This is a genomic window from uncultured Cyclobacterium sp. (assembly GCF_963977555.1).
GTDB lineage: Bacteria > Bacteroidota > Bacteroidia > Cytophagales > Cyclobacteriaceae > Cyclobacterium.
Map to the genome: position 1 here is coordinate 13,877 of NZ_CAXBPD010000028.1, position 16,038 is coordinate 29,914.

General features: G+C 40.3%; 12 protein-coding genes. 3 read left to right on the forward strand and 9 right to left on the reverse strand.

The window, feature by feature from the left end:
* Positions 1–75 precede the first annotated feature (75 nt).
* The 3 genes from AAC073_RS23410 to truA all read right to left on the reverse strand — a co-directional run bounded on the left by AAC073_RS23410 (position 76) and on the right by truA (position 2,819).
* On the reverse strand, positions 76–777 hold the full coding sequence (locus AAC073_RS23410) for a hypothetical protein (RefSeq protein ID WP_339926211.1): 702 nt from the start codon (positions 775–777) through the stop codon (positions 76–78).
* Between the two features lie 526 nt (positions 778–1,303).
* Entirely contained in the window at positions 1,304–1,819 is a 516-nt protein-coding gene (locus tag AAC073_RS23415) for a DUF4494 domain-containing protein (protein WP_339926212.1), read from the reverse strand.
* 208 nt (positions 1,820–2,027) lie between these two features.
* Positions 2,028–2,819: a tRNA pseudouridine(38-40) synthase TruA gene (gene truA, locus AAC073_RS23420; RefSeq protein ID WP_339926213.1), complete on the reverse strand. Its 792-nt coding sequence runs from the start codon at positions 2,817–2,819 to the stop codon at positions 2,028–2,030.
* A 291-nt stretch (positions 2,820–3,110) separates the two neighbouring features.
* Here truA and AAC073_RS23425 point away from each other — a divergent pair, with 291 nt between their 5' ends.
* Positions 3,111–4,511, forward strand: coding sequence for a sulfatase-like hydrolase/transferase (locus tag AAC073_RS23425; protein ID WP_339926239.1), 1,401 nt, complete (start codon positions 3,111–3,113; stop codon positions 4,509–4,511).
* 124 nt (positions 4,512–4,635) lie between these two features.
* Here AAC073_RS23425 and AAC073_RS23430 read toward each other — a convergent pair whose 3' ends face one another.
* From AAC073_RS23430 to AAC073_RS23450, 5 genes are all read right to left on the reverse strand, one after another.
* Positions 4,636–4,995 carry a four helix bundle protein gene (locus tag AAC073_RS23430; protein ID WP_339926214.1) on the reverse strand — a complete coding sequence of 120 codons (360 nt, stop codon included), beginning with the start codon at positions 4,993–4,995 and terminating at the stop codon, positions 4,636–4,638.
* Between the two features lie 111 nt (positions 4,996–5,106).
* The gene (locus AAC073_RS23435; RefSeq protein WP_339926215.1) at positions 5,107–6,453 is read right to left on the reverse strand and encodes an enolase C-terminal domain-like protein; all 1,347 of its coding nucleotides are present in this window, start codon (positions 6,451–6,453) and stop codon (positions 5,107–5,109) included.
* Positions 6,454–6,510: 57 nt separating this feature from the next.
* Positions 6,511–7,779 carry a galactonate dehydratase gene (gene dgoD / locus AAC073_RS23440; RefSeq protein ID WP_339926216.1) on the reverse strand — a complete coding sequence of 423 codons (1,269 nt, stop codon included), beginning with the start codon at positions 7,777–7,779 and terminating at the stop codon, positions 6,511–6,513.
* A 336-nt stretch (positions 7,780–8,115) separates the two neighbouring features.
* Positions 8,116–9,654, reverse strand: coding sequence for a SusD/RagB family nutrient-binding outer membrane lipoprotein (locus AAC073_RS23445; protein ID WP_339926217.1), 1,539 nt, complete (start codon positions 9,652–9,654; stop codon positions 8,116–8,118).
* Between the two features lie 4 nt (positions 9,655–9,658).
* Positions 9,659–12,790 carry a SusC/RagA family TonB-linked outer membrane protein gene (locus AAC073_RS23450; RefSeq protein WP_339926218.1) on the reverse strand — a complete coding sequence of 1,044 codons (3,132 nt, stop codon included), beginning with the start codon at positions 12,788–12,790 and terminating at the stop codon, positions 9,659–9,661.
* Between the two features lie 1,261 nt (positions 12,791–14,051).
* On the opposite strand from AAC073_RS23450, the gene AAC073_RS23455 reads away from it, so the two are divergent.
* Both AAC073_RS23455 and AAC073_RS23460 read left to right on the forward strand, forming a co-directional pair.
* Complete coding sequence (locus tag AAC073_RS23455) at positions 14,052–14,303, forward strand: type II toxin-antitoxin system ParD family antitoxin (RefSeq protein ID WP_339926219.1); 252 nt, start codon at positions 14,052–14,054, stop codon at positions 14,301–14,303.
* Positions 14,296–14,595 carry a type II toxin-antitoxin system RelE/ParE family toxin gene (locus AAC073_RS23460; protein WP_339926220.1) on the forward strand — a complete coding sequence of 100 codons (300 nt, stop codon included), beginning with the start codon at positions 14,296–14,298 and terminating at the stop codon, positions 14,593–14,595. Before AAC073_RS23455 ends, AAC073_RS23460 begins: the two co-directional genes overlap by 8 nt.
* Positions 14,596–14,757: 162 nt before the next feature.
* Here the strand turns inward: AAC073_RS23460 and AAC073_RS23465 are convergent, their stop codons facing one another.
* A complete protein-coding gene (locus AAC073_RS23465; protein ID WP_339926221.1) occupies positions 14,758–15,996 on the reverse strand; it encodes a mandelate racemase/muconate lactonizing enzyme family protein in 1,239 nt (412 codons plus the stop codon).
* Positions 15,997–16,038 lie beyond the last annotated feature (42 nt).

Below are 16,038 nucleotides of genomic sequence, written 5' to 3' on the forward strand. Positions count from 1 at the left end.
TGCAGGCAAACATCCATTATTTTGATAGGGCCTTACTGTAAACGATATTATGGTATATCAACTTACTGTTCCTGTTTATCTATAGCGACGGTCGCCTATATGAATACGATAATAAAACTGGAATTGCATCAACATGTCAGCTTTTACCCGCTTTTGTTGTAGGTCATTGCCATCAAGTTCACTGAACGGACTATAGATAAATGTAGCTTCTAAGCCAATATCCGCGTCAGATTTTAGATCTTTAAATGCTCCTATTCGGAAAGGAAAATAGACGCCTGAATCAGAAGCTGGATAGCTTTCGGTAAGCCTCCTTGGGTCATTTAGAATCAACTTTTCATCCGTTCGTTTAGAGTAGAAATAACCTAATCCCAACCCTGTATAAACTTTTATCAAGGAAGGGATATAGCCACTTAAGTTAGGGTTGATGTGGTAAATTGGCATTACATCTACATAGAAAACATTGCCTGAAAAGGCATGTGGGAGATTTGATTCAGCGATTAAATCAATTTGTTCTTGACTGTAGTGATCACCACTGTTAATCATTTGCCAGCCAAGTGTTCCTTTCACGTCAAAAAAGGGGTTTATTTTTTTTTGATAATCGACTGAAAGCGCAGGTAAAACTTTGAACTTAAGTTTACTATGAACACCTGTATTATCACCATACATAAATGACGGTCCAATGCCAATACCAAGCCTGTCTGTACGATTGTCTTGGGAAAAAACTGGATTTAATGATAATAAAAAGATACAAACTAATATGGATAGCGTGCTTTTCATGTTATAAAATTTCCTGTTATGTAATTGACAAGTTAGTAATAACTTATTAATATATAAAGTAAAACGTATTTCGTAATTAATAAAAACTGTTTCAATGTGATCTCTTCCAATCAATCCTTCAATTACGAAATTTCATAAGGATGCAGATCGTTATAATTTTTTCTCGAGCTTTAAATTCAACATATTTTCAGTTATAAATGTTTTAACTGTTAAATGGAGGTTTATACGTGACCTTTAAAATAGCTCGAAATGAATTTTGTTTAAGCAGGATGTCAATTGTTAATTTAAGGAAAAAATATAGGATGCTATTGTGACCATTTACCAAAAAAAGCATAAAAAAACCGAGATGAATTTATTTCATCTCGGGCAATGATCTGTTATTTAACGGACCTAGAAGGTAGGTTCGTCTATATTGTTTGTTATCCAATACAGAGCTGATGTTTCAAAATCTATAAGCCAATATTGTTTGTAATTGTTCAAATTAGGAAGCGCCCAATGATTTTAAGAGAGCAAATCTTTTCAATGCTTAGTTTTCCTCTACATCCTCACTTTCGCTTTCAACTTCTGCTAAAGGCTTCAAGTTGTCAGGAATAGCAGGATTAAGCTCTTCATCGTCTTTCTCGTAAGGGAAAATTTCAATAATTGGGCTTTCAGAAATATCTGGAACATTGAAACTTACCAGCATGTTGTTCAAACTTTCGTAGATACGTTCGTAAGCCTCTTTGACATTGTGAGCGGTTACCAGCATGTATTGGGTTACTTTTTTTTCTTTGCCACTGTCAGCATCGGCTATGATATAGGTGATTTTACATTTATGCCAAACATCCACATCTTCAAAGAAAAAGACATCTACGATATTGCTTTTACTGATGCTTGTAACCTGAAAGTCGCCCCTGATGACACTGCCTAGCATGTCATATATCCTGGCTTCAGCCTCAGTAAAAGATACTGCATCTACTAGGTATTGTTCTGAGACATTTTTGAGAAGTCCCTCCTCATTTTCTTTGGCGTACTTTACCTTACACAAAAACCATGTTCTCATAATGTATTGCTTCTTATCGGTGAAGTCACGAAGGTAATCTGAAATCCTAAAAACAAAAAAACCTTTGGGATAAATCAAACAAATTAGGAAGAATTAATTCTTCTAGGTTTAGAAGATTACTACTGAGGCTTAAGTTATTTATTTAAGGGTGGTTTTTGTGATTGTTGTGTAATTGGTTGTTTGTCTGGTAGATAATAGAGGGGCTGCTTCAAAATGAGTCATTGGTGAAAGAAATATTTTCCAGTACCAAACCATTAGCAGGCGCTTTTCCACACAATGGTATTTTTAAAGGGCTCTCTAGTGCATCCTGAATTTCTGATAATCTAATTTCACCTTTCCCTAACAATAAAAGCGCTGCAGCCATTCTTCTAACTTGATGCATCAGAAAGCCGTCACCAACAACCCTGAATACCATGACGTCATTTTTGGGCAAAAAAGCATGGTCTTCAGGTGGCTTTTCGATTTTGGACTGGGTGATATTTCTTACGAAGTCATCGGTGTTTTTACTGTGCGTGCAGAACCTTCTGAAATCATGCTTGCCTTCTAATATGGTCGCACCTTCTTGCATGATTTTTAAATCGACCTCCAATCCGGCATAGGCTACCGACCCTGCAAACATGGGGTGGGGTTTTTCACCAATAGCGAAATAATACCCGTAACTTTTATTGGTGACATCTTGAATGATGTTAAAAGCATAAGTAGATTGTTTGCCACTCAATATTTTTATGTCAGAAGGTAAATTCTCATTTAAAGTACTGATATAGTCTTCAGGGTTAATTGGCTGGGGCAAGAACAATTCAAAAGCGCCATGCAAGCAAGAAACGCCTGTATCTGTTCGGCTTGAGCCCAAAATATTAAAATCTTCATGTTGCAGCACATAGCGGAAGGTTCTTTCAAGTGTTCCCTGAATGGTTTTTAATCCTTTTTGCACTTGCCAGCCATGGTAACGAATACCTAAGTATTGCAATCTGAACACATATTTAAAGGGCTTTGTCTGCATGATGCAAAGCTATAAATAGAAGTATTAATTGCCAACTAAGGTTGGGAAAGGATTTGGGTTTTAATTGGTATAGTCCTCATTAAAGCAAAATTCAAGGATATTTATTTACCTTGGTTTTCGAAATTAAGGTATGTCTCCCTTTTTTGTTTTACTAGTAAAATCCAAGCTTATAAACCTACTATCAGACTTGTCTAGATTGTAGATTTAAATATTACAAGAAGCCATTTAGCACATAAATAAATAACCTAAAGAAATGTACACTAAAAGCGTCAAGATAGTATTTGCATTTTTATTCTTACCGATGATCAGGCACAATGGGCTTTTGGAGCTTCTGGTGACCCGAATGCGTATACCCCCAATTTAGATGATTTAGCTGCTAAAGGAGTGACTTTCCGAAATGCCTTCACCACTACCCCTGTTTGTAGTCCTTCTCGGACCAGCATTATGACAGGCAGGTATGCGAGTGAATACAATGTTTTGGATTTTATTGTCAGTCCCACTCATAGTGTATTGCAGTATGACCCGAAGGTAAATGCAGGTCTTGATCCAAGCAGCACCACCTTTGCTGAAATGCTTCAAAAAGCTGGGTACAATACAGGCTTAGTGGGTAAATGGCATTTGGGGGACTGGACATCTAAAGAAGGAGAAAAGTACCATCCTAAAAACCATGGGTTTGATTTTTTTATGGGGCTTCCAGGTGGGGGTACTACTCCTGAGAATCCAGAGCTGGAAGTAAATGGGAAGTTGGAAATTATAAAAGGTTTGACAACAGATATATTGGCCGACCAGGCCATTGCGTTTATAGAAAAGTCAAGGGATGCACCTTTTTTATTGTGTTTCAACACTCGAGCGCCTCATTCCCAGTGGTTACCTGTGGCGGATGTGGATTGGGCGCCATTTAAAAATATGGATCCAATTATTCCAAATCCGAACTATCCAGATCTGGACATCGAAAAAACCAAAAGAAAGATGAGAGAGTACCTGGCGAGTACAGCTGGTATGGATAGAAACGTAGGCAGGCTCATGGCATCGCTTGAGAAGACAGGTAGGATTGACAATACCATTGTTATTTTTTTATCCGATCATGGCTACAATATGGGGCACAACGGAATAGAACATAAAGGCAATGGGAAATGGATTACCAAGACTATACCCGCTGATAATGAGAATATAAACTCCGGTTACCGGCCTAATCTTTACGATAACTCTATAAAAATTCCTGCCATTGTATATTGGAAAGGAGTAACACTGGCTGGTAGAAAGATAGATCAGACTATTTCGGTACTTGATATTTACCCTACCTTACTTGAAATGGCAGGAGTGGATCTTCCTTCGCCTGAAGAACATTTATTGAGAGGTCGGAGCCTTGTGCCTTTGCTTAAAGGGGAGCAACCCATACACTGGGACAATGATTTTTATTCAGAATATAGCATGATTAATTATGCCACTTCATTTTTGAGAAGTTACAGAACTCCTGAGTGGAAACTGGTGAGAGATTTTATTGACCCCAAACGGGACGAATTGTACCACATTGCCCTAGATCCTGAGGAAAATATAAACCTGATTAATGATTCAAGTAATGAAGTTCGTGAAGTTATTGATTCGCTGCATAAAAAAATCTTAAGCAAAATGGAAGAGATAAACGACCCGCTATTGGGAGAGTTGCAGGTTAATAGGGAGTATTTTAGATAATGGAATGGTGTGGTGATCTGTGATGTAGTAATTTTGTGATGCGGTGATCTGTGATGTACTCTTGTTACCGATCACTCGATCACTCAATCACAGATCACCCGATCACTCAATCATTCTTTTTTCTTCACTTGTGCAATTTCTTCTTATAAACGGCCATTACCTTTAATATTTCTTTGGCTTCTTTGTAGCATCCTGTCATTTTTTCTTTGGAAATAAAACCGGCTTCTGTAATCATTTCTATCCAAAACAAGGATTCATCAGCCTCTTCCACTACTATGCATAGTTTGGCGAAACTTTCCCTTTCTGACCTCGCCCTACAGACGGCTCTGAAATTTGCGGCAGTGGAAGTTATTGATCTAATCAATTGCTTTCTTATTATCCCTAATGCATCACTGCACTTAAGTTCACCTAATAAAGTTATTACCTGCAATGCCAGAATCTTGGTCCGGTTTCTGAATATTTCGTTGAACTCTTCCTGTTTCATAGCAATTATAATTTGGGGATGTAGTGATCAAGTGATGTAGTGATCTGTGATATATTCTCGTTACCGATTACTCAATCACCGATCACCCGATCACCACATCACTTCTCCCTTTTAAGGCCTGATAATCGTTCCATCAAACTTCCTTACAGTCCATCGTGAGTTGGTGTGCATGGGGTATTTAGCAGCTAGCTTTTCATTGATGTCTACGCCCAAACCTGGGACTTCATTTACCCACATATAGCCGTCCTTCATTGTAGGTGATCCTGGGAAAATCTCTCTGGATAAATCCGAAATATGGGCCGCTTCCTGAATGCCAAAATTCCAGATGGCAAGATCTATGTGTGCATTGGCTGCATGCCCTACAGGTGATACGTCTCCTGGGCCATGCCAAGCAGTTTTAACGCCGTAAAATTCACCCAGGCGGGCAACTTTCATAGCTGGTGTAATCCCGCCAATTTGGGAAATATGAATTCGGATATAATCGAACAAACGATTGGTCATTGGCTCTTTAAATTCATTGATATTGTTGAATAATTCCCCCATGGCTAAAGGAACCGTAGTGGCATTTCTCAATTCTTTGAACCATTCCATTTGCTCTGGAGAGAAAGGGTCCTCAATAAAGAAAGGGTTGTAAGGTTCTACACTTTTGACAACATTGATAGCATCAATGGGGTCTAATCTTTCGTGTATGTCATGCAATAGCTCAACCTCTTCCCCACATTGTCTCCTAACGGTTTCGAAAAGCTTTGGTACATCCTTTCTATATTTTCCCTGATCCATGTATTGATCCGTGTCACGTGCAAAACCTTGCTTTTTAAAGTCCGGTTCGCCAGAGATTCCCGCGCCACCATAGCCACCTTGCTGAATTCTTACATAACGGTAGCCTTCCTCCATAAAAGAAGAGACTTGATTTGCCGCTTCCTGAGGAGTATTGCCACTGGCATGCGTGTAACAAGGAATTGCAAACCTGCATTTACCACCTAGCAATTGGTAAACCGGCATATTGGCACGTTTGCCTTTGATGTCCCACAAGGCCTGGTCAATTCCACTTATAGCGTTATTGAGTACAGGGCCATTGCGCCAGTAAGAGCTTACAAAAACAGCCTGCCACATGTCTTCAATATTGTCAACATCTTTGCCTATACAGAAATCCTTAAGGTATTTTTCTATGGCGGTAATTACTGCAAAAGCCCTTTGCGTAAATGTGGCGCATCCCAGTCCATAAAGACCAGGTTCGGAGGTTTCTACTTTAATTACTATAAGGTTAGAGCCACTCGGTGCCAGACCTATGGCTTTCACATTGGTGATTGTTAAAGGGGGGAGGCCATTGAGGTGGGCAGGTTTCTCCTTTACTGTTTCAGCCTTGGCATTAGGGAGTACGCCCAGCATTCCTGCCATAGTGCCCAGTCCCAAACCTTTGAGCATATTTCTTCTGGTGTTGCTTTCCTTTTCTTTCATTGTTGATTGACTATATGATTTATCGTTTTTTGTTAATAATTATTGGGTTGGAAATTACTACCAGTCCACTACTGATCCGTCTCTGGGATCGTAGGTTTGTGGATTGGTCCAATCGTGGCCTAATTTGTCTTGTAGCGCATCCTCGTCTAGCTCTATGCCTAGTCCTGGCCCTTTAGGGATAAGTACCGTACCGTCTGATTCCAGTTTAAATGGTGTTTTCAAATACCCTTCTCCCAGCGTGACCTGTTCCTGCACCAAGAAGTTAGGCACACTTGCTGCTAAATGTAGTCCGCAAGCCAAAGAAATAGGGCCCATGGGATTGTGTGGAGCAATGGCGGCGTAATAAGCTTCTGCCATTCCGGCAATCAATCTTCCCTCTGTCAAGCCGCCAGCATGACAAAGATCGGGCTGAACAATGCTTGCTGCACCTTTCTCTAATATTTCTCGAAATCCCCACTTGGTGAAAATCCTTTCTCCTGTAGCAATTGGTAAATGGGTACCTCTGGCAATTTCTGCCATCACATCTACATTCTGGGCCTGGCAGGGTTCTTCTACAAACATGGGTTGGTATTGTTCCAGTTCTTTGATGAGTACCTTGGCTGTTTGTGGAGAGATGGATCCATGAAAATCAATACCGATGTCCATTTCCGGTCCACCAGCTTCTCGAAGGGAGGCAAAATTGTCAGCCGCATATTGGATAAATGCAGGGTTCTCGACTATCCTTGCGGGCTGTTTTTTGGCCACCCCCGTTTTGATAACGGTAAAGCCTTCTTGCTTTCTCTTTTTCATTTCTTCCGCATTAGAAGCACGGCCGTAAATCCTAACCCTGTCTCGGGTAGGTCCTCCAAATAGTTCATATACGGGCACTCCCAGCAACTTTCCTTTGATGTCCCACAACGCATGGTCAATTCCGCTCAGCGCGGAAGTTAAAATGGGGCCTCCTCTGTAAAATGCATGTCGGTAGATGGCCTGCCAGTGATGAACGACATGTCTTGGGTCCTTGCCTATAAGGTAAGGTTCTAATTCTTTTATGGCTGTCTGTATAGTAAGTGCACGGCCTTCGAGCAGAGGTTCACCCAAGCCTACAACACCAGCATCTGTATGAATTTTGAGGAATATCCAGCGCGGTTTTACCAAGAAGGTTTCTAGCTTGGTGATCCTTACCTCTCCTGCTTTAAAATTTGCAGGCGTAGGCTTTTCTGCATAAGAAGATAGGGGGAGTAGTAAACTCGTTCCTGCCAGTCCTAGTACGGATTGGATGGCATTCCTTCTTGATACGAGACCTGTGGCTGGTTTACGCTTGTTGTTTTTTTTGGTTTTTTTCATGGGTTATTTGGTTGTAAATTTCTTAATGGCTCTTGTTTTACGGATAGAAGGAAGGGTATTTAGCATTCCGAGCTGTGTAGCGTGATTTAGGTTTTCTTCCTCCTGTCGGGTCGAGTCTTCTTCGCATGCTTATAAAAAGTCAAACATTGTTAATCATAGCTATTTGGTGGTTAACTGCTGCACTTGGTTAAAATTCTTTCTTTGGTAAATTTTAAGCAGTAAAATGAAAGCTAGAATTTAGTGCACAAATTAAACTATTAAAAACCTTTGGTGGAATAAGTCTCAGATTTTTAAAAAAAGAAGGGTACCTGCCTTTTTTTGACAGGTACGGTTCCTTTAAGGCTGGTCCCACCAAACCCTTCGGTCCAGGTTGTTGGGACCTTGTCTGCTGATTGCTTCCTGTAAATTGGAACGATTGACAACCGTTTCCGAATCAGGATAAGGCATGCTTCTGATAAAATCGCCAGTAATTTCAGATCCAGCATAAGGGTTTGCTTCTAAGGTTGGGAATCCGCTTCTTCTAAAATTGGCGAATAATTCTGACCCATCCAGGAAGGAAGAAATCCAATATTCTGTATTGATCTGTTCCAAAGCCATTTCACTTTCTAAAGGGTGGTTGGCGATATATTCTTCAGCATCCTGTTCCGAAACAGTAGCTTCTACATCATACAATGCCATCTGCTCCATATTCGCTCGAATTCCCTCTTCGTAGTAATCTGAGGCCTCGCCTTGCACCCATCCTCTTATAGCCGCCTCTGCCAATAGCAATTGGTTTTGGGAATAAGTGAGGAAAAATTGGGGAGAGTCTACTTTTAAAACCGTGTAAATATTGGCTTGAGTATAATCCCAGAGACTTACGACACCTGTTTCACTAGAAACACTATTGATTGAAACATCATCATGTCCCATGGGCATGCCAATTTGTAGGTCTGGGTCTCGGGTTATTCTATTTATTGTTTGACTTGGACCGTTTGTAGCGCCCACATGTCTGATGGCAATGGATACCAATCTTGGATCTTCGTTGCTTTTAAGGTGATTTACAAATGGTTCAGTTAAGTAATAATTGGCCTTCTCCCTGGCTCCCAAATGCACCCCTATGTAATTGTTAAAGATGGAAGTATTGCGAAGCACAGCATTTTCGGTATTGGAGGAAATTAAGCCTCCCGCCACAGCTTTGCCGACATAAGACTGGGCAGTAGAGGGGTCAACTTTGGTCAGCCGCATGGCAGCGCGCAACATCAAAGAGTAGCCGAATTTTTTCCATTTTAAAGGATCACCACCATACAGGATTTCACTTGAGGAAGAGGTTTTGCTGGCGTCTAACCCAGCTGTGGCTTCTTCAAGTTCCTTTAGTAGGTCCATGTAAATAGTTTCTTGACTATCATATTTTGGTGTGACTATTTGCTCTATAAAACCTTTGGCCCCTTCAAAATATGGGATGTCACCATAAGTGTCTGTCAATACCATGAATGCATAGGCTTTCCAGATTCTCGCTGAATGATACAGGTTGGTGTTGTCAGGGTCGGCCTTGCTTTTTTCTACTGCATCTACTGTGTTCTTGAGTACATTCCGGTAGGTATTGGTCCAAATGTGTTGTGAATTGGACAGGTTTAACTGGTTGTAGTTGGCTCCGGCGAGGGAGCTGCCAAAAGGAGTGATGATTTGCTGTACAATTCCAAAATTATAGGAGAGGTCCTGTAAGGAAGCTACCCCATCTCGGTACTTCATGTCAAGGATTCCTTGATTCAGTAAGAACAGTGGGTTTAATGTAGTGGGGTCAACCAGGTTGGTATTGATTTCGTCAAATTTCTCATCACAACTGAAAAATCCCACTGCCATAACCAGGCTCAAAAGGTATTTTGTTAGCTTTTTCATGGTTTTAAAATTTTGCGTTTAGGTTAAATCCCAGGCTTCTGGTAGGAGGTAATGCAGGCCAGAAATCCATGCCATTGGCATTGTCAGAGGTTACAGAAACGTTTTCCGGATCCATGTTTTGGGTCCATTTTTTCAAAATCAGCACATTGTTTGCCACACCGCTTAAACGCAATTGCTTGATGAAGAGCTTGTCAGGAAGGTGCTTGCTGAAATCGTAACTTAGAGAAACCTGACGCAGCTTCCAGAAACCTGCATTGCTCACCCAATCTTCGTTGATTCCTAACACATTTGTGGTTTCATAGAAAGGCTGAATTAAAGATTGAGTAGTATTTGTTTCTCCGTTAGGGTTGACACCATCGCCTACTACAAAACCCTGATCCCTTCCATTGAGGGTGTTTTTATGCAATCCATGTCGCAGGAAGTTTTGATTTCTACCTGCAATCATCTTATGTCCCAATTTAAAGTCAATCAAAGCATACAGACTTATGCCTTTATAGGAGAAAGTATTGGAGATTCCTCCAAAGTATTTAGGCAAAACAGAGCCCATGTTTTGAGGTTCATCATTTCGTAGAGGGCGACCACTGTTTTCGTCAAAAACCATTCTTCCCTGGCCATCCCTCAGATACGTAAAGGTGTAGAGTTGGCCAATGGGCTGACCTACTACCTGCCGGAGAATTCTTCCTCCTCCAGAGCTTACCGTGATCATGGTATCGGCTTCAGATACCCCTAGTTGTAATACTTCTGAGGTGTTGTAAGTGGCATTGACGCTTACGTCCCATCGAAAATTGTTGGTGCGGACAGGGGATCCTGACACCAGCACTTCCAGTCCCTTATTCATGCTTCGGCCAATGTTGACCAACTGATTCGTGAAACTAGAGGCATCAGAAATCTGTGTGGCAAGAATTTGGTCGTTGGTGACTTTTCGGTAATAGGCGAAGTCAAGATTGATTTTCTCGTCAAATAACCTGAGCTCCATTCCTATCTCCGTCTCCTGTACCCTAAGCGGTTTTAAGTTGGTATTAGGCACCGTGCTGGCGTTGACCCTTCCTAGCGGGGAAGGAAGTCCATCAGGATTTGGGAAAAGATTATTGTCTACTGCATAAAAAAGGGCATTGGAATAGGGCGAGACGTTGTCGTCTCCTACCTCTGCATAGGCCATTCTTAATTTGCCGAAATAAAGCCATTCAGGTAAATTTTGAAAGGCTTGGGAAAATACAAAGCTTGTTGCAACCGAAGGGTACATAATACTTCTGTTGGCTGGTGCTAACGTGGAAAACCAATCGTTTCTGGCAGTTAAATTTAGGAAAAGCCATTCCTTATAAGAAAACTCACCAAGTCCATAAAGGGAGTTGATCTTTTTTTCAGAAAGGCTGTACAAAGGGTCTTTTACCCGGCCATTCATCACGGTGTACAAGTTCGGAATTACAAAATCCTTTACAGCTACACTGTTGTAATCCATCCTTACATAGCGCTGGTTTCCTCCCAAGGTAAGGTCAATATTGAAATCGCCAAATCCCCGGTTGGCACCGATTAAAAAGTCATGGTTGGTTTCCCTGAACCTTCTGGTGTCTTGAGTAAAGCTACCATTTACAAAACCTGCAGGGGCAGGAGGTATAGGTGCATAGCCATTGGGGGTATTGTAATCATTGTCTCTGACATAGAAATCCATGGAGAGGCGGCCCATTGCATATAGCCATGGAGTAAATTGGTAATTTAGGGATACGTTACCAATAAGACGGTCTCTTTTCACATTGTCAAATCGCTTTGAAGTGGAGTAATAGGGGTTGTTCCTGACAAGGAACCGGGCCATTACTATTTCATCTCCATTGGGGTAGGTGATGTTGTTTCTCAGTGCTTCAAAAGGCATGGAATTGGCCAGTGTCATGATCACAGTTGCCGAAGAGAAATCCTGAGCATTGACCTGAGGAGGGTTCTGGTTTGCTTCATGGGAATAATTGGCATTTCCAGATGCCACAAGCTTGGATGTGATGTTTTGAGTAAAACCCAGGTTGATGGTTTTTCGATTTAATTTGGAGTTGGGAACAATGCTTTTGTTATCAGTATTGGCAAATGAAATACTGAAACCTCCATTGTCACCGCTATTGGCCACCGTAACTGTATTGGTCCAGTTAATCCCTGTGTTGTAGAATTGATTGATTCGATCATGTACAGGTTCATAGGGCCATTCTTCATTGTCAAAAAGGATCTGGGTCATTCCCGGCTCAAATTTCTCTCCAAAACTCCATACTCCTGAGGTAGGGTAGGCGGTTGTAGGTCTTACCCCTCCTTCACCCTGACCATATTCGTATTGGAAATCTGTGAAATCTAAGGGGGTATCTGTAGTGAAATTGGAGTTAATCTCAACCCCAAGCCCTTTGCTTGCATTTTTGCTTTTAGTAGTGATCATAATGACTCCATCCTTGGCTCGTGATCCATACAAAGCTCCAGCAGTCGCTCCTTTTAACACCGTCAAAGTTTCAATGTCATCTGGGTTGATGCTTTGAAGTCCATCTCCACCATCAGAATTGTTCATTTGACGATTTCCAAAATCGCCTCCAAGTGAATAGTTGGAATTGTCCATGGGCACCCCGTTGATAACTATCAAAGGATTGTTTTGCCCACTGAAGGAAGATTGTCCTCTTATTCGGATTTTACTAGTTCCTCCTGGTCCTGTGGACATGGAGGAGATGTTTACTCCTGCTACTTTGCCCTGAAGTGCATCCGCGAAATTAGGTGTCCTGTTGTCTGAAATCAATTCTCCATCAACAGTTGTGGTGGAAAATCCCAGTGTCTTGGCTTCTCTTTTTATTCCCAAAGCGGTTACCACGACTTCCTCCAGGCCAATGTCATTTACGCGTAGGGTTACGTTAATGGTTGTTCTGTTTTGGATGTTGATGGATTGAGATTCGTAACCTAGATAGGAAAAAATTAAGGTCGAATTTGGGGCTGCATTTAAGGTGAATTTACCGTCAATGCTAGAGACGGTTCCTTGTGTGGTTCCACTAATCATGATGCTGGCCCCTGGAATGGGCTCCTCACTTGCATCTGTCACTGTTCCAGTAATACTATTGTTCTGGGCATAGATCTGGCCATACCAAATCATTGTCAGAAAAAGCAAAAGTACTTTGTTTTTCATAATTTAGGTTGTTTTGGGTTGAATAATATTTAATATCTATGGTAATAAGTGTATTTATAAAAATGTAATACTGTAATAATTGGGTATTTAATTAAATTATAGTCTGTTTTAATGCTTAAAATTTAATACAAATACTTTTTATAGCTGTTTTGGTAATTTTATTTGATATTAATTTTGCTATATGATCTATTAATTAATTTCTCAATATAATTAGTATTCACTAAAACAAGCAATATATGATTGCTAAAATGTGATTTTGTAAATTAATATGATGTTTTTATAAAAATACTAAGAATAAAAATAGGTGTAAAATTGAAATTTAATTTGATCCAATTGCTAATGAATACTTAGTAATTACCCTATAAATATTATTAATCAAACAATTTATTGTATTTAAATTACTCAGCGAATTTTCGTTGATAAATTAACTACTTAATATAATGGGGTTTAGGTTAAGGTGTAAAGTGTTTGAATGCTTTAATGGATTTTAATTATCATGAATGCCTAACCTGAAGGCTCAGACTTAGGGAAAGTATAAGAAATTGTCTAATCGGAAGGGGAGCCTTCTGTTTTGGGTAGCTTTTAGGACAATAGTAAAAAGTAATAGATTGTAAGGATTTTAGTTAGTGATTTAGTCAGCATTGTTGCAGAAAAAAAAGCAACAATACCGCCAAAATCGGGTCATTCCTAACTTCTTGTCCAAGGCTTCACAGCCTTGGCTACAAAAGTGTCACCCCTATGGGTTTTTTGGGTTGGTTAAGATTTGCCATCAATATTACCATAGGGAGTATTGTCAAGCAAAAATGAGTTCAATGCTAGGTTAAATGCCAAGTATAATTAACTTTCTTTAGCTGGTAAAGCTTGTTCAACTCTATTTCACTTTTTTCTGGCCTTATGGAAATTAGTAAAATGGATTGCTCAATGGCGTTAAAAACAAAAAACTGTTTGAGGCCTTTTCGGCCGAGTTTTTTTTGTTTAGCCAGGGAGTGATTCATTTTGCGTTAAGATTTACATACAGCCTTGATCTTTTTGGTTCGTTTTTGGATCAAGACAAAAATGAAAAGGAAGAAACAAGGGTAACCAGTAGGCTAAGCCTTTAAATCATATTAAGCGGTAAAATTTATTTCTCTAAAAGCGTTAAAAAAGGGGTAGCTGTTTGTCTATAAGACAAATCTTCAGCAAAATTTGTATTTAAAAAATCAGTTGGTGTGATTTGGGGAAATTACCAATAATTGGTATTTTAGTGTGAAAATTAGAAATTATGGGTAAAAACACTTCGATATCACTCGGGAATTATTTTGACCAATTTGTAAGTAGCCAAGTTTCTGCCGGACGGTATAAAAACGTAAGCGAGGTAATCAGAGCTGGCCTTCGATTATTGGAGAATGAGGAAAGCAAAGAAATAGCTTTAAGAAATGCAATTCAACAAGGATTAAATAGTCCAATTGTTGAAGACTTTGATTTCGATGAGAATCTTAAAAATTTGAAAGCCGAAAAAAGAAAAAATGGCTAAGGTTGTATTTAGACAAGAAGCCATCGACGATTTAAATAATATTTGGTTTTACACTTCCGAAATCTGGTCTGAAACGCAAGCGGACAAGTATTACGCAGCGATAAAAATGGTGTGTAATGGAATCGCTGATAATCCAAACATGGGAAAAGAATATGAAGGAATAAATAGAAATCTTCTTGGAATAAAATCTGGAAAGCATTTAATTTTCTATCAAATAATTAATCCCGAAAGAATTGAAATTATCAGGATCTTACACGAAAGAATGGATTTGAAAAATAGAATAGCTGAATAAAAAAACAATCCCCATGAAATCGCTTGTTCGTTACTACTTCTAAAAATCATCGAGGATTTTCAGTTTGGTGTGTATTTGCAAAGTCATTTTGTCAGCATTGTTGCGTAAAAAAAGCAACAATACCGCCAAAATCTTAACTTCTTAGATTACTTAAGACACCCACTACCAATTGTGTATGGCGCCATCAGGGCTTTTAAGGTAGGGATGGGTAAATTCGGTGTTTTTAGTTACCTCAAACAATAAAGATGCTTTTTCCGGTGAGAAAGTCACACCTAGTCCCGGGCGGTCATTCAAATGAATTTTACCCTCCCTGAAATCTATAAAATCCTCATTAAAATAGCTGGGTTTCTCAGGTTCTCCTCCTGCCAGCTCTATCATGCAGCGGGTAGGACTGGAAGAACCCAGTACATGTACAAGTGCAGCTGTAGACAGGGGTCCGGTAAAATGGGGGATGATGCCTACATAATGGGTTTCTCCTATGGCTATTATTTTCTTTAATTCGGAAATCCCTCCGGTATTGGGCAGGGTAACCCGACTGTAATCGATCAGGTGATTTTCCATCAGCACATTGCTGTCCCAACGGTCTCCAAATTGTTCTCCCACGGCAATGGGGACTTTGGTCATGTTTCTTATGGTTTTGTAAACCTCGGGATTTTCAGATCGGATGATGTCCTCAACAAAATAGGGTTCCAGCTCTTCTAGCGCATCACAGATTTTTATGGCCTCAGTGGTGTCAAAACGCGTGTGAAGGTCAACTGCCCAATTGCCACTTCCACCAACTGCCTTGTCTAGTCTTTGACACATTTCAATGGTTTTCTTGCTGTGCTCATAAAAATCAAAGGGTAAATCTCCATTTCCGCCCGTAGGGCCTATTCGGTAACACCTTAGCCCGGCTTCAAGGCAGTCCTGCGCCTGGCCTTCCATGGTGGTGGCTTTGCTCTTGCGAAAACCTGTGGCATAGCATTCTACATAATTCCGCGTTTTCCCACCCAATAATTCGTAAACGGGAACTCCTAAAGCTTTTCCTTTAAGGTCCCATAAAGCCATTTCAATGGCCCCAACTCCATGAAGCTTCTCACGGCCGGGAGGGTAAAACATGCCTCGATACAGGTATTGCCAAAGGTGTTCGATTCTGAATGGATCTTCGCCGATAAGCATTTCCGCACATTGTTTCACCATGTCGGGAGTGCCTCCTTCACCAATCCCAATCAATCCGGAATCGGTTTCTATTTCCACAATGCCCCTGGCCTGGTTAAAAAGCGGCTTGTTGTATCCGGGAGCTGCATAATAACGGATTTTTTTGATTTTGAAATCGGAACGTGCGTGACTTGAAAAAGGAATTCCGGAAAATAAGGCGACAGAGCTCAGGCCACCAATCTTTAAAAATTGTCTTCTTTCCATGGTTAAGGTTGGGTTTAATGCTAATGAAGGGCTTAATCTTCT

Bases quoted from the DNA above. Each gene is read 5' to 3' on its own strand.
- AAC073_RS23410 (WP_339926211.1), bottom strand. From the start codon at position 777: ATGAAAAGCACGCTATCCATATTAGTTTGTATCTTTTTATTATCATTA.
- AAC073_RS23415 (WP_339926212.1), bottom strand. From the start codon at position 1,819: ATGAGAACATGGTTTTTGTGTAAGGTAAAGTACGCCAAAGAAAATGAG.
- truA (WP_339926213.1), bottom strand. From the start codon at position 2,819: ATGCAGACAAAGCCCTTTAAATATGTGTTCAGATTGCAATACTTAGGT.
- AAC073_RS23430 (WP_339926214.1), bottom strand. From the start codon at position 4,995: ATGAAACAGGAAGAGTTCAACGAAATATTCAGAAACCGGACCAAGATT.
- AAC073_RS23435 (WP_339926215.1), bottom strand. From the start codon at position 6,453: ATGAAAGAAAAGGAAAGCAACACCAGAAGAAATATGCTCAAAGGTTTG.
- dgoD (WP_339926216.1), bottom strand. From the start codon at position 7,779: ATGAAAAAAACCAAAAAAAACAACAAGCGTAAACCAGCCACAGGTCTC.
- AAC073_RS23445 (WP_339926217.1), bottom strand. From the start codon at position 9,654: ATGAAAAAGCTAACAAAATACCTTTTGAGCCTGGTTATGGCAGTGGGA.
- AAC073_RS23450 (WP_339926218.1), bottom strand. From the start codon at position 12,790: ATGAAAAACAAAGTACTTTTGCTTTTTCTGACAATGATTTGGTATGGC.
- AAC073_RS23455 (WP_339926219.1), top strand. From the start codon at position 14,052: ATGGGTAAAAACACTTCGATATCACTCGGGAATTATTTTGACCAATTT.
- AAC073_RS23460 (WP_339926220.1), top strand. From the start codon at position 14,296: ATGGCTAAGGTTGTATTTAGACAAGAAGCCATCGACGATTTAAATAAT.
- AAC073_RS23465 (WP_339926221.1), bottom strand. From the start codon at position 15,996: ATGGAAAGAAGACAATTTTTAAAGATTGGTGGCCTGAGCTCTGTCGCC.